The organism is Paenibacillus sp. RC21 (assembly GCF_044907935.1).
In the GTDB taxonomy this organism is placed as follows: Bacteria; Bacillota; Bacilli; order Paenibacillales; family Paenibacillaceae; genus Paenibacillus; species Paenibacillus terrae_A.
Genome location: NZ_JBIYCS010000004.1, coordinates 516,863 through 543,178, shown reverse-complemented (window position 1 = coordinate 543,178; position 26,316 = coordinate 516,863). Strand labels below are relative to the sequence as shown.

General features: G+C 45.1%; 21 protein-coding genes. 11 read left to right on the top strand and 10 right to left on the bottom strand.

The window, feature by feature from the left end; all coding sequences use genetic code 11:
• Positions 1-14: 14 nt before the first annotated feature.
• Positions 15-398: a hypothetical protein gene (locus ABIA61_RS15960; RefSeq protein WP_283653863.1), complete on the bottom strand. Its 384-nt coding sequence runs from the start codon at positions 396-398 to the stop codon at positions 15-17.
• Between the two features lie 206 nt (positions 399-604).
• Positions 605-883, bottom strand: a complete 279-nt coding sequence (locus tag ABIA61_RS15955; protein ID WP_404580986.1) for a hypothetical protein — start codon at positions 881-883, stop codon at positions 605-607.
• 95 nt (positions 884-978) lie between these two features.
• On the opposite strand from ABIA61_RS15955, the gene ABIA61_RS15950 reads away from it, so the two are divergent.
• The 4 genes from ABIA61_RS15950 to ABIA61_RS15935 all read left to right on the top strand — a co-directional run bounded on the left by ABIA61_RS15950 (position 979) and on the right by ABIA61_RS15935 (position 9,722).
• Positions 979-4,137 (top strand): ATP-binding protein, encoded by a 3,159-nt coding sequence (locus tag ABIA61_RS15950; protein WP_483874945.1) that lies wholly within the window; start codon positions 979-981, stop codon positions 4,135-4,137.
• Positions 4,130-5,242 carry a response regulator gene (locus tag ABIA61_RS15945; RefSeq protein ID WP_404580985.1) on the top strand — a complete coding sequence of 371 codons (1,113 nt, stop codon included), beginning with the start codon at positions 4,130-4,132 and terminating at the stop codon, positions 5,240-5,242. The genes ABIA61_RS15950 and ABIA61_RS15945 overlap by 8 nt, the downstream gene beginning before the upstream one ends.
• Before the next feature lie 543 nt (positions 5,243-5,785).
• Positions 5,786-8,413, top strand: coding sequence for an S-layer homology domain-containing protein (locus ABIA61_RS15940; protein ID WP_404520534.1), 2,628 nt, complete (start codon positions 5,786-5,788; stop codon positions 8,411-8,413).
• Positions 8,414-8,699: 286 nt separating this feature from the next.
• The gene (locus ABIA61_RS15935; RefSeq protein WP_283653859.1) at positions 8,700-9,722 is read left to right on the top strand and encodes an asparaginase; all 1,023 of its coding nucleotides are present in this window, start codon (positions 8,700-8,702) and stop codon (positions 9,720-9,722) included.
• A gap of 62 nt (positions 9,723-9,784) precedes the next feature.
• Here ABIA61_RS15935 and ABIA61_RS15930 read toward each other — a convergent pair whose 3' ends face one another.
• Positions 9,785-10,732, bottom strand: coding sequence for a Gfo/Idh/MocA family protein (locus ABIA61_RS15930; RefSeq protein ID WP_404520647.1), 948 nt, complete (start codon positions 10,730-10,732; stop codon positions 9,785-9,787).
• Between the two features lie 49 nt (positions 10,733-10,781).
• On the opposite strand from ABIA61_RS15930, the gene ABIA61_RS15925 reads away from it, so the two are divergent.
• Complete coding sequence (locus tag ABIA61_RS15925; protein ID WP_483874944.1) at positions 10,782-11,810, top strand: helix-turn-helix transcriptional regulator; 1,029 nt, start codon at positions 10,782-10,784, stop codon at positions 11,808-11,810.
• Between the two features lie 42 nt (positions 11,811-11,852).
• Here the strand turns inward: ABIA61_RS15925 and ABIA61_RS15920 are convergent, their stop codons facing one another.
• Positions 11,853-12,098 carry a DUF6953 family protein gene (locus ABIA61_RS15920; RefSeq protein ID WP_283656347.1) on the bottom strand — a complete coding sequence of 82 codons (246 nt, stop codon included), beginning with the start codon at positions 12,096-12,098 and terminating at the stop codon, positions 11,853-11,855.
• Positions 12,099-12,632: 534 nt separating this feature from the next.
• On the opposite strand from ABIA61_RS15920, the gene ABIA61_RS15915 reads away from it, so the two are divergent.
• Positions 12,633-14,033 (top strand): transcriptional regulator, encoded by a 1,401-nt coding sequence (locus tag ABIA61_RS15915; protein ID WP_349362248.1) that lies wholly within the window; start codon positions 12,633-12,635, stop codon positions 14,031-14,033.
• Between the two features lie 206 nt (positions 14,034-14,239).
• Here the strand turns inward: ABIA61_RS15915 and ABIA61_RS15910 are convergent, their stop codons facing one another.
• Complete coding sequence (locus tag ABIA61_RS15910; RefSeq protein ID WP_283653856.1) at positions 14,240-15,979, bottom strand: ABC transporter substrate-binding protein; 1,740 nt, start codon at positions 15,977-15,979, stop codon at positions 14,240-14,242.
• Positions 15,980-16,125: 146 nt separating this feature from the next.
• On the opposite strand from ABIA61_RS15910, the gene ABIA61_RS15905 reads away from it, so the two are divergent.
• Together ABIA61_RS15905 and ABIA61_RS15900 are read left to right on the top strand one after the other, a co-directional pair.
• The gene (locus tag ABIA61_RS15905; RefSeq protein ID WP_404520527.1) at positions 16,126-17,712 is read left to right on the top strand and encodes a DUF4153 domain-containing protein; all 1,587 of its coding nucleotides are present in this window, start codon (positions 16,126-16,128) and stop codon (positions 17,710-17,712) included.
• 13 nt (positions 17,713-17,725) lie between these two features.
• Entirely contained in the window at positions 17,726-18,292 is a 567-nt protein-coding gene (locus ABIA61_RS15900) for a hypothetical protein (RefSeq protein ID WP_283653854.1), read from the top strand.
• 194 nt (positions 18,293-18,486) lie between these two features.
• Here ABIA61_RS15900 and ABIA61_RS15895 read toward each other — a convergent pair whose 3' ends face one another.
• From ABIA61_RS15895 to ABIA61_RS15885, 3 genes are all read right to left on the bottom strand, one after another.
• Complete coding sequence (locus tag ABIA61_RS15895) at positions 18,487-19,635, bottom strand: hypothetical protein (protein WP_404580984.1); 1,149 nt, start codon at positions 19,633-19,635, stop codon at positions 18,487-18,489.
• A gap of 93 nt (positions 19,636-19,728) precedes the next feature.
• The gene (locus ABIA61_RS15890) at positions 19,729-20,013 is read right to left on the bottom strand and encodes a DUF4183 domain-containing protein (protein WP_283653852.1); all 285 of its coding nucleotides are present in this window, start codon (positions 20,011-20,013) and stop codon (positions 19,729-19,731) included.
• Positions 20,014-20,135: 122 nt separating this feature from the next.
• Complete coding sequence (locus ABIA61_RS15885; protein WP_283653851.1) at positions 20,136-20,549, bottom strand: DUF4183 domain-containing protein; 414 nt, start codon at positions 20,547-20,549, stop codon at positions 20,136-20,138.
• A 484-nt stretch (positions 20,550-21,033) separates the two neighbouring features.
• Between ABIA61_RS15885 and ABIA61_RS15880 the strand changes: the two genes are divergently transcribed.
• Positions 21,034-21,627 carry a DUF4183 domain-containing protein gene (locus ABIA61_RS15880; protein WP_283653850.1) on the top strand — a complete coding sequence of 198 codons (594 nt, stop codon included), beginning with the start codon at positions 21,034-21,036 and terminating at the stop codon, positions 21,625-21,627.
• 553 nt (positions 21,628-22,180) lie between these two features.
• Here ABIA61_RS15880 and ABIA61_RS15875 read toward each other — a convergent pair.
• Complete coding sequence (locus ABIA61_RS15875; protein WP_404580983.1) at positions 22,181-22,360, bottom strand: Spo0E family sporulation regulatory protein-aspartic acid phosphatase; 180 nt, start codon at positions 22,358-22,360, stop codon at positions 22,181-22,183.
• Positions 22,361-23,138: 778 nt separating this feature from the next.
• Here ABIA61_RS15875 and ABIA61_RS15870 point away from each other — a divergent pair.
• Positions 23,139-23,669, top strand: coding sequence for a matrixin family metalloprotease (locus ABIA61_RS15870; RefSeq protein WP_342415988.1), 531 nt, complete (start codon positions 23,139-23,141; stop codon positions 23,667-23,669).
• Between the two features lie 17 nt (positions 23,670-23,686).
• Positions 23,687-24,364: a cell surface protein gene (locus ABIA61_RS15865; RefSeq protein WP_283653848.1), complete on the top strand. Its 678-nt coding sequence runs from the start codon at positions 23,687-23,689 to the stop codon at positions 24,362-24,364.
• A gap of 312 nt (positions 24,365-24,676) precedes the next feature.
• Here the strand turns inward: ABIA61_RS15865 and ABIA61_RS15860 are convergent, their stop codons facing one another.
• Positions 24,677-26,050 carry a transcriptional regulator gene (locus tag ABIA61_RS15860; RefSeq protein ID WP_404580982.1) on the bottom strand — a complete coding sequence of 458 codons (1,374 nt, stop codon included), beginning with the start codon at positions 26,048-26,050 and terminating at the stop codon, positions 24,677-24,679.
• Positions 26,051-26,316 lie beyond the last annotated feature (266 nt).

Below are 26,316 nucleotides of genomic sequence, written 5' to 3'. Positions count from 1 at the left end.
ATGTTTAAGATGGTTTAGCCTATATTCACATTGAGGTCTTTAAAAATATCAATTAGGGCTGTTGCATCTTGTTCGTTAAGACTTAGAAGTACTCGCTTCTTTTCTTTAACAGTAAATGAAATATGCCCAGTGAGAATATTTTTCTCAATGTACACCGTATCAGGAGGGTTTAGATTAGCAGCTGAAGCCTCCTGATCTTTTTTGTCATTAGATAGCATTTTTATTGCATCTTTTCTAGGGAGTGCGGGGAGTAGGGCAGCAAGCTCTTGAAGTCGTGCTTTAAAAGACTCCTTACTAATAACTTCTTTTGTTCCTACAGCTAGATTCTCTTTTCGTAAATCTAGTGGATCACGATTAGCGACAAGAACAAATTGACTTGGTTGTTCTGCAATGCCCATAATAACTCTGCTCATCTTTGTGTACTTACCATTGATGTTAGAGACTATAGATCCTCCTGCATTCCAATATGACCATGATTCAGTAGTTGCTTTGTCAACTGTTTCAAAACATCTTTTAAGGACCTGGTAGTTCCTCTGTGATATCGACATTTTTAGCGATATATTATGTAGGGTGACATCAAAACTGTCATTACATCCGTAGAAGCTTATGTGTCGTTATCTTCGGACAGGGGTATCCACTCCCCCTCGCCTCTATCGTACAAATCCACAACTTGTAGCTTAAAGATGACTTCTACATGCTCTTGGTAGACAATCAGCTTTTCTACATAGCTGTCGATGAACTTCTTGATCGCAGGAAGGTTTCGGCTGGAGATGTGGTCCTGAATGCCAGAAAGCAGTTGTCGCAGACTTTCCTCTGTGATGGTTGCTTTTTCTTTTACATGCTGAGCCTCAAAGATGACTGAGCCATCCGTGCTTGTACACATAGAGTCTGTAAAATAAATTGTGTACTCACCCACGCTTATTTCCAATGTCACTTAAATCAGTCTTGTGATTTTTTGTGAAGTACGTAATGTATAGAATGAAAAGTGTTGAAATGAATTCCGAGGGGGAGCTATGTATCAAAAGGGGGCAATATCGTGAGGCCATCGGAATTGGCTTGATCTTTTCGCTCTCCATTGTGTTGTTCGTCGCTATTTATTCCCAAACGATACCGGATCAGGACATGCCGCCTGTGAAGCGGGGAGTGTTGGATTTGTCGAATTGGGATTTCCACAAGCAGGGATGGGTCAACCTGGATGGAGAGTGGGAATTTTATGAAGATGAATTACTGGAGCCTGCCGATTTTCGCGAAGGGACGCGTACAGAGGTCTCGTATTTATCCGTACCTGGCACGTGGAAAGGAAAATCAGCGAATGGCGGTATGAACCGAACAGGGTATGGTACGTACCGGTTGAAAGTGCTTATTAAAGATACGGATGAAGTTTTAGGTTTAAAAATAAGGAGTATTCGCCTTTCCCATCGATTGTTCATTAACGGCAAGTTAGAAGGCGAAAGTGGGCGCCCAGCAGTCGATATCAAGGAGCATCAGGCTGGAAATACGCCCTACAGCGCGTTTTTTCACACGGATGCCAAAGAAATCGACATTGTAATTCAAGTGTCTAACTACGTATTTGTCACCGGTGGTATTGCTGGCTCGATCCCATTCGGATTGGCTGAAGATGTGACGAAGCTAAACAGTATACAGATCGGCACCGATATCGGAATTATTTTGATTCTTGGCATGTTTGGCGTGTATCATCTCAGCTTCTGTCTGCTAGGGCGAAGAGAGAAAACATATTGGCTCAGCGGGCTGTATTTGCTGCTGCTTTTATTGGAAAAAGCACTTTTTGGCGAAAAGATTTTACAGAGGGTACTGCCTGGCCTCCCTTTTGATATTGTTTACAAGCTGCTGGATTTAAGCGAATTTGTCGGCGCTGTGGTGCTCATCCTGTTTTTCAGTTCAGTTGAAGCCCGCCTCATGTCGTCTCGGATGATGAAGCTGATACTGACTCCGTTAGGCCTATATATTACGGCGGTTGTCGTGTTGCCTTATCGTGTGCATATCCAGGGAAAATACGTTTTCTTTTTTTACTTAATCATCGTTTTCCTATACATTATTGGCAGAATGGCGTATCTGTACATTCAAAGCCAAGGCGGCTCATCCGATCGGAAGGAATTAATGCTTTTTATTGGCGGAAGCGTTTCGATGATGATCTTTTTGGTGGACGGAAGCCTCTATTCGGAGAATATGGTTTCGACCGATCTGGTGGGAAAACTCGGAGTAGTTTGTTTCATCATCATCATGAATATCCTGCTCGTGGTTCGATTCTCGAATGCTTATGAGAAGACGGAGCTACTTTCCTATCAATTGACGGTTTCCAACCAGCTCAAGGACGAGTTTTTGATGAACACATCCCACGAGCTCAAGACTCCACTGCATGGCATCCTGAATATGACGTCTTATTTACTGGATGATGAGGAAAAAAATCTGTCGCCGAAGCAAAAACGGAATCTTTCGCTGATCAAGGATACATCTATCAAGCTGTCCATGCTCATTCACGATTTAGTCGATGTTACCCGTTTGAGGCACGGGGAACTGAGTCTGCATCCGACCGCTGTGGATGCCAGAATGGTAACACAGATTGTATTCGATGTACTGCAATTTGAGCTTTTGGGCAAAGCTGTGCAACTGGATAATCAAGTCGATCCCGATGTCTGGGTGCAAGCGGACGAGAATCGGCTGCGTCAAATCATGTACAATCTGGTCAGCAATGCCGTTAAGCATACAGACAAAGGGTCGATCAAGGTGGTGTCGAGCGTTGCCAAGGGAATTGTTACGATTTCTGTCGAGGATACTGGAACAGGGATTCCTAAGGATAAACATGCTGTAATTTTCGAATATTTTGAGCAGCTTGACGGGCCGCTGCCTAAGGATGGATATACAGGAATGGGCGTTGGTTTGTATATTAGCCGCAAGTTGGTCGAACGCATGGGTGGAGAAATTTGGGTGGATTGGTCGGAGGTCGGTCAAGGCACACGCATGACGTTTACATTGCCAAGCGCAGTCCAAGTACCGGCTAATCGTGAAACGGCATATGCGTTGCAAGAGCAGCAGCGATATACCGATAAGGATCAGGAGCTGAATATTTGGGATGGACACGAGCATACCGTAATGATTGTTGACGATGAAGCCTCCAATATCCACACCTTGTTGAATATTTTGAAACGGCATCGCTACAATGTCGTCACCGCTTTCTCAGCAAAAGAAGCATTGGAGAAAATAGAAGAGTACCCGCAAGTCGATCTTGTCATTCTCGATGTGATGATGCCGGGGATCTCGGGCATTGAGCTGTGTCAGAGACTGCGAAGCAGCTACTCCATTCTCGATCTGCCCATTTTGTTCGCAACGGTTAAGGATACGCCGCAAGACATCGCGCTCGGCTTCAGGGCCGGGGCGAACGATTATTTGACCAAGCCGTTTGAGGCGGAAACGCTCATTGCCAGAATCCAGACCCTGATCGCTGTGAAAACATCGCTCCAAGAAGCGATTCGCAATGAGCTGGCGTTCCATCAAGCGCAGATCAAACCGCATTTTCTCTACAACGCCTTGAGCAGCGTTATTTCATTTTGCTATACGGACGGGGAAAAAGCTGCGTACTTGTTATCGATGCTCAGTCAGTATTTGCGCTACATCCTGGATATGGATTCTTCCACGCTGTTCGTCCCTCTCTACCGGGAAATGGAGTTAATCCAGGCGTATGTTGAGATTGAGAAAGCCCGTTTCGGAGAGAGGTTCGACTACGACTTTCACTACGATAACCGTATAGAGCATTTGGAAATTCCTTCTTTATGCATCCAGCCTTTTGTCGAGAATGCGATTCGGCACGGTTTGTTCGAGAAGGAAGGACACGGCAAGGTGACGCTTGCGATCAACGAGGGAGACGGTTATATCCGGGTGGTAGTCGAAGACGACGGCGTCGGCATACCGGATGATCTGTTGGACCGTATGTCCAAAGGAGACCTGCAGGATTGCGGCATCGGCATCCATAATATCCGCAAGCGTCTGGACTCTCTCCCAGGGGCAACGCTAAACATCAGCTCCGATAGGGGAAGAGGAACTAAAATAACGATGTATTTGCCTGTAAGGAATAACGAAAAGATCGGTTCGGGTAAACGGAGGAGGAGCGAGGTTGTTTAATGCGGTCATTGTGGAGGACGAAATACCGATTTTGAATTTAATGAAATATGTCATCGGGCAAAACCCGTACTTTACGATCATAGGTGCTTTTACAAGCTCGCTTGAGGCGCTGGCCAGCCTGTCTGAGCTTAGGCCGGATGTCGCTTTCCTCGATGTGGAAATGCCAAAGATGAACGGGCTGGAACTCGCGGAAAATATCAACGAAGCGTCGGAGCAGACGAAAATCATCTTCACGACGGCTTACAAGCATTATGCGCTGGATGCATTCAAGGTTTATGCCTTCGACTATATTTTGAAGCCTGTGACACCCGCGGCGATCGAGCGGATCGCAAACCGGCTGGTCAAGCTGCATCGACCTGTCGGCAATGCTGAACAGCAGGTGGGGCTTGCCTCGATTCGGTGCTTTGGAGGATTCGAGGTCCGAAGTCGGGAAGGATCGCTAATCCGCTTTCCGACACGCAAGACGGAGGAGTTATTCGCTTATTTCCTCTGCCATCCGGGTCAGAATCTCAACAAGTGGCGATTGGCGGAATTGCTGTGGCCGGATATGAGCGAGGACCGCGCGTCGCATAATTTGCACAACACGATGTATCGTTTAAAGAAACTGTTGAAAGAGCAAGAGATCGGCATGGAGATTCAGAAAACGAACGAAGGATACATGCTGGAACCATCGGATCGAACGTACGATGTGCTGGAATATGAGCGGTATGACTTTTCTCTTGTGGGAGGATTTCAGGATGCGGCGCAAGCGGAACATGTATGCTCGCTCTACAAAGGTCCGCTACTGGATAGAAAAGATTACTTCTGGAAATCTCCGCTGGAGGAAGTATTCTGCAAACAGTACACATCGCTTGTACGCAGCTTGATCCAGCAGGATCTCGCCAGGGAGGATTGGAAAAAGGCGGAGCAGAAGATTGATTCGTATTTGACCATGTATCCCCTGCATGAGGAGATGAATCAGACTTTGTTGAGCATCTATGCAAGCAGTGGGGACAAGGAGAAAATCGTCAGGCATTACGCGCAGTTCGAGGCTTCTTATCGCAAGGAACTGGGGCTGGAGCCGCCGCAGGAGCTGAGAAGCCAGAAGGCGTCGTATTTGGAGTAATCTTGTCCGACCGTTTTTACCGAAAACTGAATACTGGATTAATAAGAAAGTGATTATTCCCAGTTGAAGAGTCTATTAGGGAATAGTCTCTTTTTTTTCGACATTATTCGTGGTTTTGTGAGAATTTTGTGAGAACAGTTTGATAGAATGTTGCAATGGGGGGAGGCAATATGGGGCGAGTGAATCAAGCGATACTGTTGGGAGTTCTGGCAAATCGAGCATTTCAATCACGATATATAATCAGGACGAGCAGAAACACGTAAGTAGCGACAGTAGATAGCACTAGAAATATATATAAGATTATGGAAACTATCAAATGTGGAAAGCGGGGGCATCCCCATTCCGCAATGAAGACGGTATTGTTCAGCCGATACATGAATCAGATGTTAGCAAGCAGAGATCCTGCAACGGAAAGACCAGAAGGGGACGTTAGGCATAGGCGAAAATAGTCGGTCTCTTATGGGTTCTCTTTTTGCTTTTTTTAGACTTGTTTAGATTCAACGCTTTAAAATTCATTCTGCGAAACGATCAGGGGGGAACAAAATGTTTAGAAAAGAAAAAATGAAGCTTGTGGCAGTGATAGCTATTCTATGTATGATTTCAACTTTGTTAGGTAATTTTAATGCCGCTTCTGCGGCTACTACTGACATATTAAAGAAAGCCTATATTACAAGCTACAATACTGGCAAGGTTGATGTGGTGGATTTGGAAAGCGGTACGGTGGAATTGGGCAAAATTACGGTTGGGAGTCAGCCCAATAGCGCAGCGTTCAACCCGAACGGTACGCAGGTTTTTGTGACCAACAGAACGAGTGGAACTGTTTCTGTGATTAATCCGGCTACTGATACGGTGGTCGGCACAATAACAGTGGGCTCACAACCTCACGGAGTAGCCTTTAACTCGGATGGCAGCAAAGCTTATGTAGCTAATATGAGCAGCAACACACTGTCAGTAATCAATACAGCAACGCTTACAGTTACGGGTACAATAAGTGTATTATCAAGTCCTGTAGCCATGGTAGTGGCAGGCCAAAAGCTTTATCTGACTCAGTCTGGCGCTAACAAAGTAGCAGTCGTGGATTTTACCAACGATACGATTACCAGTCAAATTACGGCGGGAGCCCGCCCGTATGGTCTTTCGGTTAATCCTGCGGGTACCAAGATTTATGTAGCTAATCAAGGGAACAATACAGTTTCTGTCATCAACGTTGTGGACAACACGGTGGAAGCAACTGTCCCTGTGGGCAGCAACCCATCGGCTACTGAGGTGTCTCCCGACGGGAGCAGGGTTTACGTGGCTAATAGTGGCTCTGGAACTGTTTCAGTAATCAATACCGCTAGTAATACAGTGGAAAGCACCGTAGCGGTTGGTTCTAATCCCTATGTGGTCGGTATTTCGGCTGATGGCAGTAAAGCCTTTACGGTCAATTATAGCAGCAGCAACATGAGCGTAATCAGAACATCCGATAATAAGGTAATTCAGACTATAGCTTTAAGCAATGGTCCCTTTATGGTCGGTACCTTCATGGTTTCTACGGCTATGGCTGGTAGCCAGAACCCTCCTGTTTATTCGGATGCCACACTAAGCTCGCTGAATTTAAGCGGCATTACGCTCGATCAAACGGTAACTGGAAGTGTGTACGCCTATACTGCAACTGTGCCTAACGATGTTTCGGTCACGACAGCTACGTATACAACTACTGATAGCCACGCGACAGCGGCTTTACAGCTTAATGGGGCTCCAGTTAACAATCCGATTAATCTAAGTGTGGGATCTAATGTCATTAGCATTGTAGTGACTGCACAGGATGGAACGACGAAAAGCTATGAGGTAACTGTTACACGAGCTGGTTCAAATCATGCTGCCTTAAGCTCGCTGAATTTAAGCGGCATTACGCTCGATCAAACGGTAAGTGAAAGTGTGTACGCCTATACTGCAACTGTGCCTAACGATGTTTCGGTCACGACAGCTACGTATACAACTACTGATAGCCACGCGACGGCTGCTTTACAGCTCAATGGGACTCCGGTTAACAATCCGATTAGTCTAAGTGTGGGGTCAAATATCATTAGCTTTGTAGTGACTGCACAGGATGGAACGACGAAAAGCTATACGGTCAATGTCACACGGGCTCCCCGGTTGGTTACTGCTATCACAGTGTCCGGCGCTAGTGGAACAATGTCCGTTGGAGACTCTCTTCAATTTAAGGCAAATGTAACTCCTGACAATGCAACGGATAAAACCTTTAGCTGGTCGGTAATTCCTGGTACAGGGGAAGCAACGATCAATGCTGATGGTGTACTTGTTGCCACTCAAGCTGGTACTATTACAATTCAGGCAGTTGCTCGTGATGGATCAGGTGTTGTGGGAACGAAGGTCATTACGATCGACAAACGTTCTTCTAGCCGTGGTGGTAGTTCTACTACAACTGACACTAATCTGACTCCTGCACCTGTACCGACTCCTGTACCGGCTCCTGCACCTGTACCGGCTCCGACACCTGATCCTGCAAAGGATGTGTTCAAGTCAGATGTAGTGAAGGGTGACGTCAATGTTATTAAGAACATTGAGACTCGGATTCAGGAAGCTAAAAAAACTCCGGTTACATTAACTCTTTCGGACACTAAAGGGCACTGGGCTGAAAAGACTATCGATACTTTCGTAAAGCTGCATGTGATTGAAGGTTACAACGATGGTAAGTTCAAGCCGGATGGTAAGATTACACGCGCTGAATTTGCAGTGATTCTGAGTAGCGTGTTCGATATCAAAGGTGGCAACAATACGAGTGTCGCATTGAAGGACGTTGGCAGCCACTGGGCAAAAGACGCAATCAAGAAACTTGTAGAGGCTGGGGTCATCAGCGGATATGAGGACGGTACGTTCAAGCCGGATAACACGATCACCCGGGAGGAAATGGTTGTTCTTTTATCCCGCATCTTAAACCTTAACAACGTATCGAAGGACACCACCAAAGGCAATTTCGATGACTTGAAGGGTTCTTATGCAGCAAACGAGATCAAAGCTGAAGCACAAGCAGGTATCATCAGCGGTAGAGCAGATGGAAAGTTTGATCCCAAGAGCAACTCCACACGTGCAGAAGCTCTGCAAATCATCCTGAATGCGCTGAAGCTCAATCCGCAATTGAAGACGCTGGTGGATTCACTTAACTAAATACCGTTTCTCCGAATAAAAGGGACAAGTGTATTTTGCACTTGGCTCTTTTGTTTTTTATCGAAAAAGATTAGTCAAAATATTGCCCTATAATCTATTTCCCCTTTTCGGATCAAAGTTAGCTCGATCATGATTGGAAACTAGACATGTAGAATTGCAGCTCCAGATTTATGAACGCACCATTCTTCATTCATTCTTTTCCTTAGCAAAGTAGCTTCTCACACTTATTCATGATAAATTCTAAGAACAATAAAGTGAAGATGTAATCGGGAAGGAACAAGGGTACATGAAAAAGGTTCTATTCATTAATACAGGAGGGACGATTTCTTCCTCCTATCAGGAAAATGGCCTGACGCCGACCCAATCGGCTGAAAATATTTTGGCGGAAATTCCAGAGTTGAAGGAAATCTGTGAAATTGATGCCCATAATCTGATGAGCATTGATAGCACGAACACACAACCGGAGGATTGGGCCTCCATCGCCCGAATGGTACATCGTTCCCTCGATCAGTACGACGGCATCGTCATTGCCCATGGCACGGATACGATGGCTTATACGGCTTCGGCTTTGAGCTTCATGTTGGGGACCGTAGACAAGCCTGTTGTGGTGACGGGGTCGCAGGTGTCCATTCTGGCTGAGCACAGTGATTCCAAAAAAAATGTAATCGACTCGTTCCTGACCGCATGTGGCGAGGTAGCGGGAGTATTTGTCGTATTTAACGGCAAAATCATCAACGGCAGCCGCAGCTCCAAAATCAGAACGCGCAGCTATAACGCTTTTGAGAGTATTAACTATCCGTATATCGGCCTCGTGGAAGACGGGAAGGTGGTCTATACAGAGGGCGTATTTGCGAATCGCGGTACAGTTCTCCATCCGTACAATGACGTGTATGCTTCGGAGGTATTTCTGCTCAGACTGATTCCGGGTACGAATCCGGCGATTTTCGATGCCATTCAGGGTTTGGGCTATAAAGGGATCGTGATTGAGGGCTTTGGCATGGGTGGCGTGCCCTTCAAGGAAAGAAGCCTGATCAGCAAAATTGAGGAATTAATGAAGGATGGCATGAGTATCGTCGTGACCACCCAATGTCCTTATGAGGGCGGCGATCTGACGATTTACGAGGTGGGGCAGAAGGTGCTGGAAAAGGGTGTTATTCCGGGTTATGACATGACGACGGAGGCACTTGTGACTAAAATGATGTGGGCGTTGGGTCAGACCACTGACCCTGCGGGAGTAGCAAAAATTATGGCCACGAACTATGCGGACGAGGTTTCCTTGCCTACGGATACAGCCACAGCCTCCCTGTAAGGAAGGGAGGCTGGTTTCCGCAACAGGAACAGGCAATCAGAACAGGTAAAAGGGGCAACTGGCTAACGCTGAGTCTGCCCCAGTCTATTTTGAATCTGAATAGCCAGTTCCAACGATTGTACTGCTGACTCCAGTGGAATCTGGCATTCTGAATGTCCGCCAAAGCATTCAAGTGCATGCTCTAAACTTTTTTCGTATGGATTGACAGATTCGAGGTTGATTTTTTGCTGCCCTGATGCGGTATACTCATATAATGCGGTGGGTATAAGATCGTTTTCGTCGCTTTCATGAAATACCAGCTTGGCCTTTTCAAAATAAGCTTCATAGGCCACCGTGAACGGGTAACCTCCTGGCATATGGGAAGAAGCGATGACTTCTGTGAACGTATCCTGATGCTGAAAATAGGCCCGAACCTGCGCCTGCTCAGGATTGACCACCTCTGTACCCCAGACTGTACACGGGTCACTGGGTCCCAACAGCCATGTGAGTAAATCCAGCTCATGAATCATGAACTGAGTAGGGATGGAGCTTAGCCCAAGGTTCCCCCATAGGGGAGGCGTTTCTCTTTTCAAGGACAAGGAAATGAGCTTCCCGTATTTTTGTTGACGGTGAGCCTCATAAAGAAAGGTATAGGCAGGATCAAACTTAATGAACTGGTTGACGAGAACCTTTTTGCCATATTGCTGCTCAGCCTGTTGTATAAGGAGAGTGTCTTCGAGATTAAGGCAAACCGGTGTTTCACAAAATACATGCTTTCCGTGCTTCAACGCATCAACGGCATGTGACCTGTGTGCATGAGAGGGCAGGCATATATCGACGATGTCTACGAATGGATCAAGCAGAATATCCTCTATATTTTGTGTAACCTCTACGTTCAGCTCCTTTTTCAGCTTGTGCAGTTTGGTTTCATTTCTTCCGTATACGACGATTCTGTTCACCTGGGCATGGTTGTTTAAAAGTGACGCATGATACGAACCGAATCCCGTCCCCAATATTCCAATATTCATTATCTATTACACCCCTTTACTTCTATGATACGCTCCTATTTTTGCCAACGGGGTGTCAACAATCTATGTACTATCTGTTCAATTCGGATTAACCATCTATGGTGGAGGTATGATTGTGAGACTGCATCGTTTGATTGCGATTTTATTATGTATCGAATCCAGAGGAAGAATGAAGGCCAAGGAATTGGCATCCGCACTGGAAACCTCTGTACGCTCAATCTACAGGGATATCGACCTTTTGGCTGAAGCCGGGGTTCCGATTGTTACTGCAACGGGCCCAAAGGGCGGAATTTACTTGATGGAGGGCTATACGGCGAACCTTAAACAGTTAAATGGCGGTGATGTCATTCAGTTGTACTTAACGGGTATGGGCATTTATACAGGCGGGCCAACGGAATCGGGCTTGAAGCTGAAAAATGCACTGCTCAAACTGGAACAGACAATGCCAGACTCTTATCAGTCAGATATTCGGAAGGCCAAAGCGCGGTTTTATTTTGATGATACGCCCTGGTGGACGGAGCGCGTAGCGATTCCCTGCCTTGAGGTCGTGAGAGCTGCGGTATGGGGGTCTTATAAAATAACCATTCAGTACCGTAGAGCGGACGGAGTCTGTTCTTCACGGCATATACATCCCTATGGACTTGTGGTGAAAAAGGGAGATTGGTATCTCATTGCCTTTTGTGAAGCTGGGCAGGAGATTCGGACCTTTAAGTGCGGGCGAATCATGGCGGTTAAGGTTAAGCCGTCTGCGGAGTTCTTTGAGGTTCCTGTGGATTTTTCGCTGGAAAATCACTGGACGAAGCAAGAAACAACATTTAAGGAGTTGTGCAGAGAGAAAGAATACTACCCGGTTGTGATCCGGACGAATGAGGCGCAAGCTGGAATCGTAGCGAAAAGACTGGAAATTCTCCAGTCCGCACAGGAAGGAAGCCATTTGCTTCTGACCGTAAACATGTACAGTTATGAAGCGGCCTGTCGTGATGCAATGGATTGGATTGGCCGGGTTGAAATCGTAGAGCCTGCAACCCTTCGGCATTTTGTGAAGGGGCAAATCAGCCAACTCCAGAAAAAATATATATAAATTATCAAAAAAACACCTGCCTATGGCAGATGCTTTTGCTTGTTACGTCCAGGCCCAGAGGAATCCGTCACGATCCCAGGCGATTTTACCGCCATGAAGCTTGCGAAACGCTTTTTTGATTTCCTTTTCGAGAGATACATGACCGTGCTCACTTATAAACACATACTGCTCTCCATACTCAGAGCGTACATATGCAATCGCGTCTTCTTGTTTCAAGGTTCCCACTTCCCGAATTTGCTCGACCATCCATGCTGCAATTTGTTGTTCTGTTGTAAGGGTATTGTCCATTTGATTTGTCATATCCTTTCCTTCGTTCCATAATACACCGGATTATAGCTATATTGACCTATGGTAAGATAAGTGTTTTTCAATTCACTCTCCATATAGTATACGCAAACTAGGAAATTACCAAATCTGTCGGTAGTAGCCCCAATTTGGGGATTGGTTTTGAATAGTTTGTAAATACGCAACTTATTATTCATATTTATACATCTATGAAATAAATACTATGAACTATATGTTTTTAGTTTTTTATATTTTAGAATAGTAATCATTGTTGTGCTTTATTGCAATTAACTGTTGTAAGGGGCGCGTAAGAGGGAGCAGGGGACCTTACTCTAAGAACTACGTGAGCAATCCACATCGCTAAGCTTGTGATTCATGTGATTTCAAGAAACGGTTGACTCTGTCCAAATAAATTTTAAGTAAACGAATTTATGCAGTTGGCGAAGTGGGTTTTGTTTTGTATAATAAAGGGAATATTCACGGGAATTTTCTTTTTTTGAATTGAAAACATACAAGTAATCCCTGGGGGTGCCTGATTTGAAGGAAACAACCACGATTCGTGCAGAGCTGGAGCAGTATATCAGACGTGAAGGAATCACGATTAGTAAGTTTGGGGAGAACACGGGTATTAATGCGGGCACGATCAGTGCCATTATCAACGGTAATCGGCCGATTGCGATGTTGCTATTGGATCGGATTGCGGCAGGCATGGGGCTTGAAGAGGGAAGTCTCTATGAGCTGTACATTGAAGAATTTATACGGAATTCAGCACCAAATTGGCGACGGGTTCGCCCATTTTTGTATCGTTGTGCAGAGCTGAATAAGCTGGACTGTATTGAACAAGTCGTGGAATTTATGATGGACTATCTGATTTACGCTCCGGCCTTGTTTGAGACGGCAGAAGAATTGTTCAGAAAAGGCAAGTTTGCGGCAGCGGCTATCATCTATAAAAATGTCTCGGAAAGTGAGAAGTATCAGCATTCCGAGCGTCTGGCTCTCTGCCAGTATCGGTTATTTACAATCGCTGTCGGTGATGATCAGGATGAAAATTTGTGGGCCGCCACACACTTTGAAAGCTTTGTAGATCGATTGGGTGAAGTGGATCAACTGGATGCATTAAAAGATTTGGCCAATACTTATGTTTCGCTGCGTCGGTGGGATAAAGTAGACGCGTTAGCTGATAAAATGTGTCGCAGGGCTAAAGTACAGTATGATCAAAAATATGGAAAAACAAGAAAAACAGAGCGTGACAAGCAAACAAAGGGTCCTTTGTTTATGTATATTGTATACTCTTACGTGCTGCGTGCAGGTATTTGTGACGAACGAGGGGATTACGAAAAGGCTTTGGAATATGTCTCCCTGTACGCTGATCTAAGCTGGGTGCAGGAGGATACGGAAGAAGCACGCCGCTTGAAGGAACAGTGTAGCAACTGGGCTGAGGCTAACGGATATCTGTATCAGCTTATGTCCGGTAAACTGGACGTCATTCCACAGTATGTGGCCTATCTGGAAAGAAACGAAGGCGAGATTCTGATGGGATTGTTCAAAATCATGCTGGCCGCAAACCGTTATGAATTTAATGTGGACGACGTATTGCAACGTTTCGAGAAACAGATTGCTGCATTTGCGGATCACCATACCAAGGTAGGCACCTATACGGAGCAAGTGTCAGCGGATCTCTATGCACGATTCCTGGCAGAGCTGGCTTGCTACGATCTCGATAATAAGCGTTATGCGAAAGGTATGAAATTTCTGTTGGAAAGCCTGTCCTATTCCGTGGTGCTGAATGGTAATCCTGTAACGATTAAATGTGTAGGTTTATTTGAGAAATTCCGGCATACTGCCTCGCCTGAGGAGACGGAGGAATATAAAAATTTACTTAGAGAGGTAGATCACTTTAATGATAAAAAAGATCATTTTTTTTCTGCTCGCGTTTAATTTTTTTATCATACTGAATTCTTCACCCATTGCTCCCCCTGTAGAGGATCCTAGCGGAGCTCACAGTCATGGGATGGGTGGCTGGTCATTTTCATCCCGGGATACTTCTGCTTAAATTAGGCTGGGTAGCACATGAAAGGTATTCTCTTGTAAAAGAGGATACCTTTTTTATTGTGGCGGAACACTCGCGAATGAAGTCTTTTCCATTAAGGCTTGGATATTTGCGGTTGAGCAGGCGGGAACCAGACATGACGCAGATCCACCCACCCCTGGCTGTTGAAGGAAACGCCGCGCACAGAAGGGAGATATGCTGTCTGGACGGGCTTTTCATATAAAATATGGAGCTGGTGCTCATGAATAAGCCGGGCTTCGATATGCTCGAATTGACGCGCCCTGATCGTATGATCCGCTTCCCGTGTAATATCGCGCAGCAGTCTTTCGATATCAACGCGGCTATGCGGCTCGACATGCCCGGATACATTGAGATACAGATCGAACAGGCGCAATTGCTCATCACGGTCACGAAACAGAGAAAAGATGATCAGGTCTGATTCCATACGGATGGAGGAGCTTTTGAATTCATTCATGGATGCAGCCACGATATTACAAGTATATCCGCACGATTCCAACTGGGCCGCGACCCGGTCCGCATCGGCTCTATACTCGGGAATGGTCGCAATTTGCAACGTTGCCGGGGGTTCATACGAGTCGTCGGATGCATCCACCATCGGAGGGAGGCTGCGATGATCCAGACACGCCACGATACGGGCACGTACTTCTGGGTTACGTAACGGCCCGTCCTTGTGTGTATTGCATGTAATAAATTTACGCACCGAAGCTGCCGAGTGAATCTGACTCCATGCAGTATCCGTGTTCCCGGCCAATACGGGATTGTGGATGATATGAAAGGGCGAAGCTGTATCTGCGGTATCCGCCGCCGATTCCGGCTTGGCCGCCCACGGGAGCTGAACAATTTCCACCCGGTCGAGATGGGCGCGGCCTTGAAAATAAGGAGCGAATGCCTCCAGTATGCATAAGCTCTCGTTCATCTCCGTGACCTTGAAAGCCCCTGTGCCCACAGGGCGGATGCCAAAGGCCGCTTCACCCGCCTGATTCAGCTCACGAGGCACGATGGCGGCACGACTGGTACACAGGAAGGACAGAAACAGCTCATTCGGCTCCTTCAGCTCGAAGCGTACCATCGTCGGACTTAGCGCCTGTACGTGCTCGATTTGCCGAACGATAAAATGGTACAGCCTCCGTCCCGGCGCACGGCTCAGCCGCTCAAAGGTATAAACCACATCCTCGGCGGTCAGTATTTTGCCGTTATGGAACAGTACTTCCTTACGCAAGAAAAAGGTCCATTGCGTACGGGTAGCGTCCACCTCCCAAGCGTGCGCCAGTCCCGGTAATATCTCACCGCTCTCGTTCGCCCGGCGGGCCAGCCCGTCAAAGACGTGGCTGGATACGAAGGACTCCGCGAGCCAGTTCATATATAGCGGGTCCAGCGTGTATAGCTGCTGGCGAATGGGCAGACGCAACGTATCAATCTGCTGCTGATCGCTGCGAACCTCTGCGTGATGCCCGAAGTAGTTCAGCAGCCAGCCTTGCAAATGCTCCTGCATCGTGGATGAACGCGAATGGGTCCGGATTTCATCCAATGCGCGTTTGATGTCGTGGCGGTCGATGGCCTGCATCATGGACTGCACCGCAATGTCCTCCGGCTGAATCAGGAAGTGCAGGCTGGAGCGGCGGCCCCTGCCTCGGCGGGGAGTCCACTGTATCCAGTCATGCTTTTCCATTTTCTGAATGATCATCAAGGCATTGCGGTGGGTGCAGTCAAAAATAACCGCCAGCTCATCCAGCGTAGTCTCTATTGTATGGTTCTCATCCCTGTCGTCAGCGGTGTGCGAGTGAAGCCGTAAAAATTGGGCATGAAGTTTCATAAATGGTTGCTCCGTTTCCCCTATGGATGATTAAAGTGCAGTCGTTTATATAAAATAGGAAATTTTACGTCGATTAATTTCTCTTTATCTTCTTATTTTATCATCTACAATAAGGGTTATAAAGCATATTTGTGGAGGTATTTACCATGCATGACAAGTTGAGTGGAACGTCTTTGCCGAAACCGTCGTTCCTGTCCGCCTTTGCTGCTGCGATTGTGTTGGCGCTGGTTCATCAATATCTGTTTTACGGGCATGCGCTGGGCGTGTCTCTGCCGATTTTTGTCATTCTGTTCTACACCTATATGTATGTCTATAACCGGGATCGTATCCGGCTTGACTTATGGATGGGGAAATTGCTGTTTGCCGTGATTGTGCTGCTGTCGCTGACATATGCGCTGTTCGATAATCCGGTCCTATATGTGTTAAATGCATTGGCTATACCTGCTCTGATTAGTGTACATATGGTGATGCTGCTCGGGGAGAAGAGGCATAGCTGGTCGGAACCCGGTATCATTGGTCAGGCGTTAAGCCATTTGTTTTATCAAAATCTTCGGCATGTCGTGACTCCGTTTCGGATGTTCAAGACAGCAGCCTTTCGGAATGTAAAGGATGAGCGCAAGCGTGTATTGGGGAAAGTGATGGTTGGTTTGCTGATCGCCCTGCCACTGCTGTTCATCATTATATCTCTGCTGGCATCAGCGGATGGGCTGTTCGAGGAACTGTTATCGGGTATACCTTCATGGATCGGCACGCTGTCATTTGGTAGCGGAATGCTGCGGCTAATCTGGACCTGTTTTTTTACCTTCTGTTTCTTCTGCTATTTGTGGGGATTTGTACAGCCTGCTCCGCGTAATACGGAGAGAGAGGTTCAGTCATGGCATGGGTTAGACGAGCGCACGAATGGTCAAACCACCGAGTATGATGGTCACTCTTCAGTGATGATTAACAAATCAGCAGTGCCTTACCACGAGTCGGTCGCGATCAAGTTTGATCCTGTGATTACCGCTACGGTGCTGATTGTTATGAATCTGGTGTATGTTGTATTCGTCGTATTGCAGTTCGGATATCTGTTTGGTGCATGGGAAGGTGCCTTGCCGGAAGGAACCTCGTATGCAGAATATGCGAGAAGGGGCTTCGGGGAGCTGGTTATGGTGACAGGCATCAACTTTGTCCTGATGATCAGTGTGCTAAAGTGGACCGAATTCGGCTCAAATATATTGCAAAAAATGAACAACGGCCTGCTGTATGTACTCGTGGGCTGCTCGGGCGTGATGCTGTATTCAGGCTATACCCGGCTGGTCATGTACGAAGAGGCCTACGGATATACGTACACCCGTTATCTGGTACACGCGTTTATGATTTTTCTGGGCTTGCTGCTACTCATCGCAGCAGTGCGCATTCATGTCCGTCAGCTTCCGCTGGCAAAATATTATGTTGTACTCGCTTTGGTGGCGTATCTCGTCGTGAATTATGTGGGCATTGATGTACGGATTGCTGAAAATAATCTCGAACGGTATCGCACTACCTCGGTGATCGATAAGGAATATTTGAGTGGGCTATCGGCGGATGCTATTCCGCTGCTGATTGAATTTAGCCGTAAGGAACACGGAGCGATGGATGAGTTTCTACAAGGTCGTCTGATGAGCATGACGAGGGAAGAAACGGCATGGCCAGCGTTCAATTGGGCTGAATATCGGGCACAGCGCAAGCTGCACGACTATATTTTGGAATGAGAGGTGCTTGGGAATGATCGGAACAGATGCAGTACAGGGTATGGTTTTGGAGCTACAAAATGAAATGTCACAGTATCAGCATCAGTTTGATGTAAGACGGAACGCTTTTCTCGCGGAGGCTATGTATCTCGGCTTGAGTGAGGGGGAGGCCCGCTCTTATGCTATCCAGAGCATCGGTCCGGTCGTTCCCGTCACGTGTATGCCCACGCTGGCTCCCGGCAAAGCCCGGCCGCTCAGTCCGATGCTGGAAGCACGCTACCGTTATGCCGGGTACTGGCAGGACATGGGAGAGCATATGCTCTTGCCGGATGACGTGCTACGGATCTCAAGCACAGAGCGGTTTCGCAGCTGGATCAGCGACATGCGGAATTATTGGGTGGAATCGGCCCCATACCGATTTGGGGATGATCGTCTTTCGCTGCTGTCGGTCGCCAATGAGGAGGAAGGCCACTTTTCCATGCTGGTCTGGAAGGAGCCCGGTGAGGAGCCAGAGGTGTGGACCTACGCTTCGCAGCATGAATACCGATTCAGTCATTTGCTCCACTGGTTCAAGTGGCTGAACGGGCGGAGTGAAGAATGAGAGGTACGTACAGATCACTAAAAAGAATCGTATATCTGACTTTTTTGAAGCCGGAATTGACCGACAAGTACGCTTTGACACAGATGTCGAAGTGTATTTGCCAGTCAAGTCCGTAAAAGTGCAATATAACACCTCTTATATGGGCCATCCTCCTATACATGATGCAAATTGTAGTTATCAACAGATCCGTCTGATTACCAAAACTCTTCCAAGCGTAGGGTCACGCTCGCATTACCGCTGACATTGTTCAATGTTCGCAAGGCCAGAGTTAAATTACCGTTTCCGGGAAGTGTAAAAGGAACTTGTACATTGGTGACACCCTCTATCGTTCCTGCAAGTGACAGGCCCCCCAAAACCCGAACTCCTTGAGACGTATTCATAGCCGTTGCCAAGATATCCGACTGCAAGGAGCTCTCGGAAGAGGGAGTCCCGCTCACTGCTCCGAAGGATGCGCCAGTGAGGACTGAATTAACCCGGACTTCCCATTGGAGATCGGCCGAAGCCAATATATCAAAGCTGGCAGCCCCCAAATTTATAGAGTTTACCTGGGTGCTGTTGTCTGGAAAAAAGAGTTTTCTTCGGAAGCTCACTGTAGGAGTGAAGGCAGTACTTGATATCGTGGCATTGATCCGGGTTTCTGATGTGATTCGGGAGGTCTTAAAGATGGAACCCAGGTTGGTAAAATACCTTCCGCCTACATTGATGCTGAAGGCTCCCCCGGATGTGCCGTTGAGAACGGTTGCCCTGATATTCTGGTTAGCGTCCTTCAGTAGTGCAGCGCTTGACGGAGTGAAGCGATGCACTGTAACGGCTTGCTGAAACAGCTGAGGATTGATTGCAACGATACGGAATTCTACTTGTCCGTAGGTATAGTTGTAGCGAACCTGGTAAAGATAGCCGTCAGTTGTGTCCAGGGTCACCCGACTAGAACCGGTTCCATCCATCGTATCAATATTCCATGAGGATTGATAAACCTTCAACGTCTCTACTCCATTTTGTAACAGAGCCACATATACGCCGCTGCTATCTTGTCCAAAATAAGCCCCATTTGTATTGTCGCTATATCCCCATTCAGCCCGCTGAGTTCCTGTGGGGGGGCTGGGAACTTGTACATTAATACCGGATTCAAATGCCGCCCCGTTAAGAAATTGTCCGCGTTCCGCTGTTTGGAGCTCTGCACGATCATTGGAAGCTGCTGATGTACTCAGTTGATACGTTTCTGCTGAATTTTGCACATTTCCTCCGCCGTTTGTGGTGACAATATCCCTCAACTGAGAAATACCATAATTGGAAGCGTAGTTGAACTGAGGACTTGCTTCAGCCGTTTGTAACTTGTCAGTCATTGAGTTCAGTGTTGGTGAAACGCCTGATAAGTTGTATATCGGTTGAATTGTTGGACTCATGGATGTACCACTCCCTTCTATGAACATCGAAATTTACCTGATAATGAATTCAATCATGATCGGTACAGACGGATCAAGTGTATCTCCATCCGGAAGGTTAATCGCAGTTGCTGAAACGGAGGATGAATTATCTAATTGGAGTACACCGTTAATATAGAGAAGATAGTAGTTGAACGTTGTTGGAAATGAAGTTATTGTCAATCCTGCATCATCAATAAAGTTTATAGCCGCAATTGAAAAGGAGGCTCCTGTTCCTGTGCCTTCTAAAATGTTGGAGACAAATTTTTTTGATCCCTGAAACGGAGGAATAATTGGCATAAGTATATCTCACCTCCAGTTATTGAAACCTGGAGATTCACAGTTTACGAGACTGAGAATCTCCAGGCTAACGTATATCATGTGAGAAAATGGTTCTGAATCCATTTTATTTAAAAAATTGATTAAGTGCTGATCGTAACCGTTGGTGCCGAAATGGCTGGCTGAGTCGTAATGGATGAGACCGTATTCCCAAAGCTGGCTACAGCAAGGGTGACAGGAACACCTACGGCAATATCAGTGGTCGCCAAAACTAGACTGGCGGGTGTCAAAGTGGATAAAGTAGCCTGCTGCAAAACACCATTCACAAATACATTGTAATAATCGTCTGCGCTAAGGACAGGTAAAGCGACGACTGGAGCATCAGCATCATCAACAAAGCTTGCGGCGAGAAGTGTTGTAACACCTCCGGCAATATCACCAGCAGTTACAGCTGAGAAAAAATTTGTAATAGCTGGGCTTACAGTAGTGGTGACTACGCCTCCGCTTGCGACCGGTGCAGTTGCAACGGCGGTATAAACAGGTTTAATAACGGGCATGTTGGTACCTCCATTCTAAAATTGGGGGAATTTATTTTTTTGAAAAATTACAGGGGATTCAGTCCCATTTTCAGTAAATTCAGAAAGAAAAATAATGTAACGGCGAAATGGAAGTGAGCATTAAAAATTTATTTTTTTGGAAAAAAATTTAAGGAGGTCATCTGTCCAATCAGGTTCGTTTAGATTCCATAAGATAATGAAACTGTACTTAATTATGGAGGTGTCAGTATTGGGAAATTTATTGTTGCGTAAAAGATATCGCTTGACCCAGGTGGCAAGGAAAAAAAAGAAGGAAAGAGATCAAAAGATGGGAGCGTTCCGTTTTATGCCCATTTATCGTACAGGAACGAGCTGCATTCGTAACAAAAAGGGAAATAAACGTATTTATAGACAGGGTAGAAGAAGAGAGAGAATATGCGCTTATAGACATCATTTGCACGCTGAGCGGGTGCCCTCAGGTTTATCAAATAAAAAAATCTGTTTTATGAAATTCAAAGGTCAACGAAGACTGCGAGGCGGCGAACAGGAGCCTCAAGGCAATTCAGGAGGAGCAGTTCAAGGGGTGCATGGATTAAGGGGGACCGATGGTAATGCTGGGCATCAAGGCATACAAGGTCCGGCTGGGCCACAGGGCATTCCGGGTAGTGCCGGACCCCAGGGCCAGGCGGGCGCCATAGGCCCCCAAGGTGAACAGGGTCTTCAGGGGGTTCCAGGGATTCAAGGCTTGCAAGGAGAGGCTGGGCCACAGGGAGAGCAGGGACCACCGCTTAATTTGGATGGGATCACGGTTGTGCCTGAGGTACAGCGATATTTCTATTTTGCCGATTCAGATCTGACGGGTACGGTTGAAATCCCTATTTCCCAGTTTACGAATGATGATGGACAGTTGGCAAGTCAGCTTCCAGAATTGGGTGCGAACAGCTACACGGATTTGTATATTAATGGGGTACTGCAGGAAAGCAGGTTGTACCAGATAAGTAGTACCACATTGACTGTTGAATTGGAAGAAGCTCTTGTAATTGCGGGTACGCCGTTTATTTTCGAGGTTTTTCAATTTACATTAAGAATGGCGAACTGAGCGAAATTATAAATTGGTATTATTAGACCAAACCGTGTATCTCCTGTTGAAGAGGTTACATTATCTGATTATTACGAAGCCCATACTACTGCCGATGTAACTTCTTCAGCAGGTACCGTTTCTTTTCCAATTCACGCCATGTGATGATAAATATTTCCTTATCCAAAGCATGTATGCCTATTTTGGGTGTATTGAGTCTTTTGAATAAGGAGGTTTTTTCTTGGATCGCGTAGGAATGGTCAGGGACTTGGATAGCTTAGGTCGGATTGTCATCCCCGTAGATATAAGGAGGCGTCTTGGGATTGGCAAGCATACAGCCATGGAATTTTGGATGACGGAGAGTGGCTTGATTATGCGACGATGCGTGGGGGAGGCCTGTATTTTATGTGGCGAGCTTCAACATCTTACATATTTTAAAAGTGCTTGGATCTGTATCTTCTGTATGAATGAACTGAAAAATAAACGATAAAGCTGGCAATCAGATGATTTGGCATGTATGTTACAATAAAAGGGCGAGTGACCCACCACAAGTTTCTCGCCCAGTCGATTGCTGTCAAGCGATCGGCTTTTTTAATTGTGCATAGTACATCCGATGATATTGATTAATCAGCTCGTCCAAAACCATAGATTGCCTGAGTACATCAATATGGCTTAGTCCATATTTTGCTTGCAAATCATAGAGCCGTTGTCGATTGTTCTCTAGTCGCTGCTGCAAAGTCTCTTCATTTCCCATCATACATCCCTCCTTAGGTGATACTTATTTTAGGGTGCCATGTGTATTTTTGGGAAATATGAAAGTGCATGAGGATATCTATTCTAATCTTGGTGTTTGTATAGATTAAAACATATCCTTTTCAAACAATCATTTTATCCCCTACTAGGGTCACCTGTGATGAGTGAAAAAACTTAGGTATTTCGGATACGAAGTTAACAGGATGGAGGTATTTTCTGAAAAAATCGGTTTCTTATAACTTGATGAGTTGAATATACGAGAGTTTAGTTATGAAAAATATCTGGTGAACCGACGATTTGGACTTACCAAATCCACAAATCACTGAAAGAACACTCAGATTTTTCTGAATTAATATTTTTAAAGATTACTGACTATAACCCAAAGTACGAGTACTCTTTTAAGGTCAAATTATTATAAAAAACTTGTTGCATCAAGCTTGGATGGAACTACCTGGATTCGTTCATATGGACGATAGAGCATAAAAAAGGATACATAAACATATTATAAATTTTGGAATTTTCATAGTTTTATAGTCAATGACATAAAGAGGGTTTGTTGCTATAGTTTGGGGCATGGGGCGATTTAGTTCTCTCCTTTCACCTTAGAACTGCAACAGTGAGTGTCTAATGAATAGAGGGACTCAAAGGGCTGTGTGCAAACCTCATGCATCTTAATGGGGAGCACATCATAAAAGGAGGTGTCCTTTTATAGAAAATTAGAGGAATGGAATTTTATCAATTTGTTTTAAAATTATATTAAAATTTAGGGAGGATATAGAATGAAGAAGGGGAATATCCATAAAGTTATGACTAAAAAAATCGTTACAATTGCTGCACTTACTATTTTATCATTACACAGTTCATTGTTTTTTTCTTTGCAAGCCTCTGCTGCTACCACATCCTTATTGTCGTGGGATTTAGTTGATTCTACTAAGCACCTAGAATGGGGAGGAAGTACAGCTTATCAAACTTCATTTAATGCCGGGGTAAATACCTGGGAAAATTATAAATTTGGCATTATTAGACCGGACTATGCATCAACTATTGAAGATGTTACTTTGTCCGATTATTACGATATAGATAACTATGCTGCTCTAACCTATCCATCAGGTAGGATGACATTCAATCAATATCGAATGAACCAGTTGAGTTCTGCTGAGAAACAAAATGTTGCCACTCATGAGCTTGGTCATGCTCTTGGGTTGGAACATAATACAAGTAATGATTTAATGTATGCGTATGTTACGTCTATAACAAGGCTCAGCGCTAATGATAAAGCTTCATACGATCTTGCTTATAAAAGATACTAATTAAGGAGGTACAACCAATGAAAACTAGCATGAAGAAAGCATTTATGATCTTGTCCATTTTCACTACGGTTGCAATACTGGCTTCTGGCTGTTCAAATCCTAAGATAGACAAGAATATAACGAAATCTGGCGAAATTCCAACTAGCTATATACAAGCATCATTTGTTATAGATATAAATAACCCCAAAGAGGTTGTAGGTTATGCTGACTATGCATTTGTAGGCCTCGTAGAAGAAATGACGGGAACGGAGTATAAATTTCCTGTCACGAAAGAAACGGAGGATGGCCCCAAAGTATTGACGATGCCCTATACGAATTATTCCGTTAAAGTGCTTGATAATATAAAAGGTAATTTAAAGAAGGATGTTTCCATTCCAATTCAAAAATTCGGAGGTCTGAGTGATGATAAGAGCGAATATTTCTTAAATGAAGACGATCTTCTTCCACAGGAAGGAAAAATTTATGTATTCACTGCTAACGCACGGCCCGATGGTTCTATGTTAGTATCAGGCCCTAATTCTAACATAGAGGTAAAAACAGATGTTTTTTCGAAAAACAGTATCCAGGCGCTTAGTGAAGAGAGCATTGCTAATGAACTAACCAAGACAGAGGAGTATAAAACGTATCAAGATGCCTATAAAAATGAGATTGTTAAAGATCGAGAAAGATTTATTTCCAAGTATGAAGCTCCTTAATATGAGCATTCTGCTGCGAAACTCTAAATACCAATTTCTGATATAAATTTTTGTGAAGCAGTCTAAACCTCTACTATAAGGGATTTAGACTGCTTTTAATCTAAAGATGTATATTCTCTTACTTTGCAAATCCTCAAAAGAAAAAACCAGCTCTAGGAGCTGATTTTACGGGAGAAATCGTTTTAATGAAATCTTCAAACCCCACCATGTTGGTCAAATGGTTTGTAAGTAGATCCTTTTTCAAGATGTTGTATTGGAACGATCACTATCGCCACTAATAAAAGAATGGATGCCAAAAGGAGTAAACTTAATTTATTTTTCATCTTCACGCACCTCATCAATTAAAGTTTGGTAGGATTTTATTATATCGGAAGATGCATTTTTTCTATAACGCTCGATTAATTTCACGCACTCAATTATATAGGGCCTGTTATTAGTAGCAGAGGATAATTCCAAGCTGCTAATTAAATATTTAAATCCCTCTTGATATTCACCTCTACGTAAGTAGTAATTAGCTAATCCTTTTAAAAAACGAGCGAAGCTCTCTGACATTAATTGTTGTGTGTACACGCCTACACTTTTTTGTTGTTCCGTTAAAGACTGGATCTCTAATTCAAACCGCTTGAGTACATCATCTACATTAAAATCATATTGGTTAGCCGCTTCAATTATGTTAATCAATGCGGGGAGAACCTCGTTTTTCTTGGAAGTAACGTAAGATAAATAGTCTGGAAGGACACCTATATCTCCAGCCAACAGCTTATTCACGTACGTATTAGCCTGTGCCCATTCTGTAAACCGCCCCTTCCATAGTAAGGTCTGTTCATCAGTCTCCTTCACCCAACTTAAATCAGCGTAAATGTACGTATACTCCAATGCCTGATTGTAGTCTTTTTGCGCTTCACAGACACCTGCATGAAGTAAATAGGAGTAGGCCCAATACACAAATGGAGGATTGACCGAAGTTTTCTTCTTTTTCCGTCTTTTTAGCTTAACCTGTTGATTGATCTCACACTGAATGGCGGCCTTGTCTCCCATGATCTTAGCGAATATGTTTACTTTGCCCCATTTCCGTAATGAGCGATATGTATTCACTAAATCCTTTAACGCGTCGAGCTGGTCAGCATCATCAAGCCGTTCAACGTAATCCTCGAAATGGATCGCAGCCTGGTAATTTATTTCCTGATCGTCCCCTTGCTTCGCCATAAAAATGCGGTACTGACAAAGGGCTAGTCGCTCAGAGTGCTGCTTTTTCTCACCGACGGCTATGCTCTCATAAAGGATGATGGACGCTGCGAATTTCCCTTGTTGGAATAAGTCCTCAGCTATGCTAAACAGAGCATCGGCGTATGCCAGCTTTTCCATGAGCAAGCTGACGACCTGCTCAATACAATCCAACATGTCCAACTCCGCGCAATTGTACAAAAGGGGTCTGACTCTACGGATGTTAGGGGTTGTTGAACTCAAAAATTCCTCAATATAATTCTTGTAAAAATGCCCTTTGGAGTGGCCTAATGTAGCTGTAATGCGATCTAACTGATGAATGGAGAGTGCACGGTTGCCTGTGACGATCCCGCTTATTGTGCCTGGATTGATGCCTGCCACCAGGCCGAATTGGGTAATGTTGAACCCATTCTGTTTCATGAAGTTTTCCAGTTCTGCGCGTATCGTGGTTGTAGGTTCCAAATTGTAACAACCCCTTTAACGTAACGTTTTATGTAGTCCGTTAGATACTGATCTATAAGGATATTTTTTGGGACAATCCGATGCTAAAATATAAAGCTATTCTGGGAGATATTATACCATCTTATGGATGTATTATATATACTTTTCAAGTAATTACTTTTTGTGAATTATGGATGTGTAAAGCTGGAGAGATATTGAAGTTCAAAGCACAAACAACCCTGTATATCTTGAGAAAATCAAGACACGCAGGGTCGTTCTATGTGAAC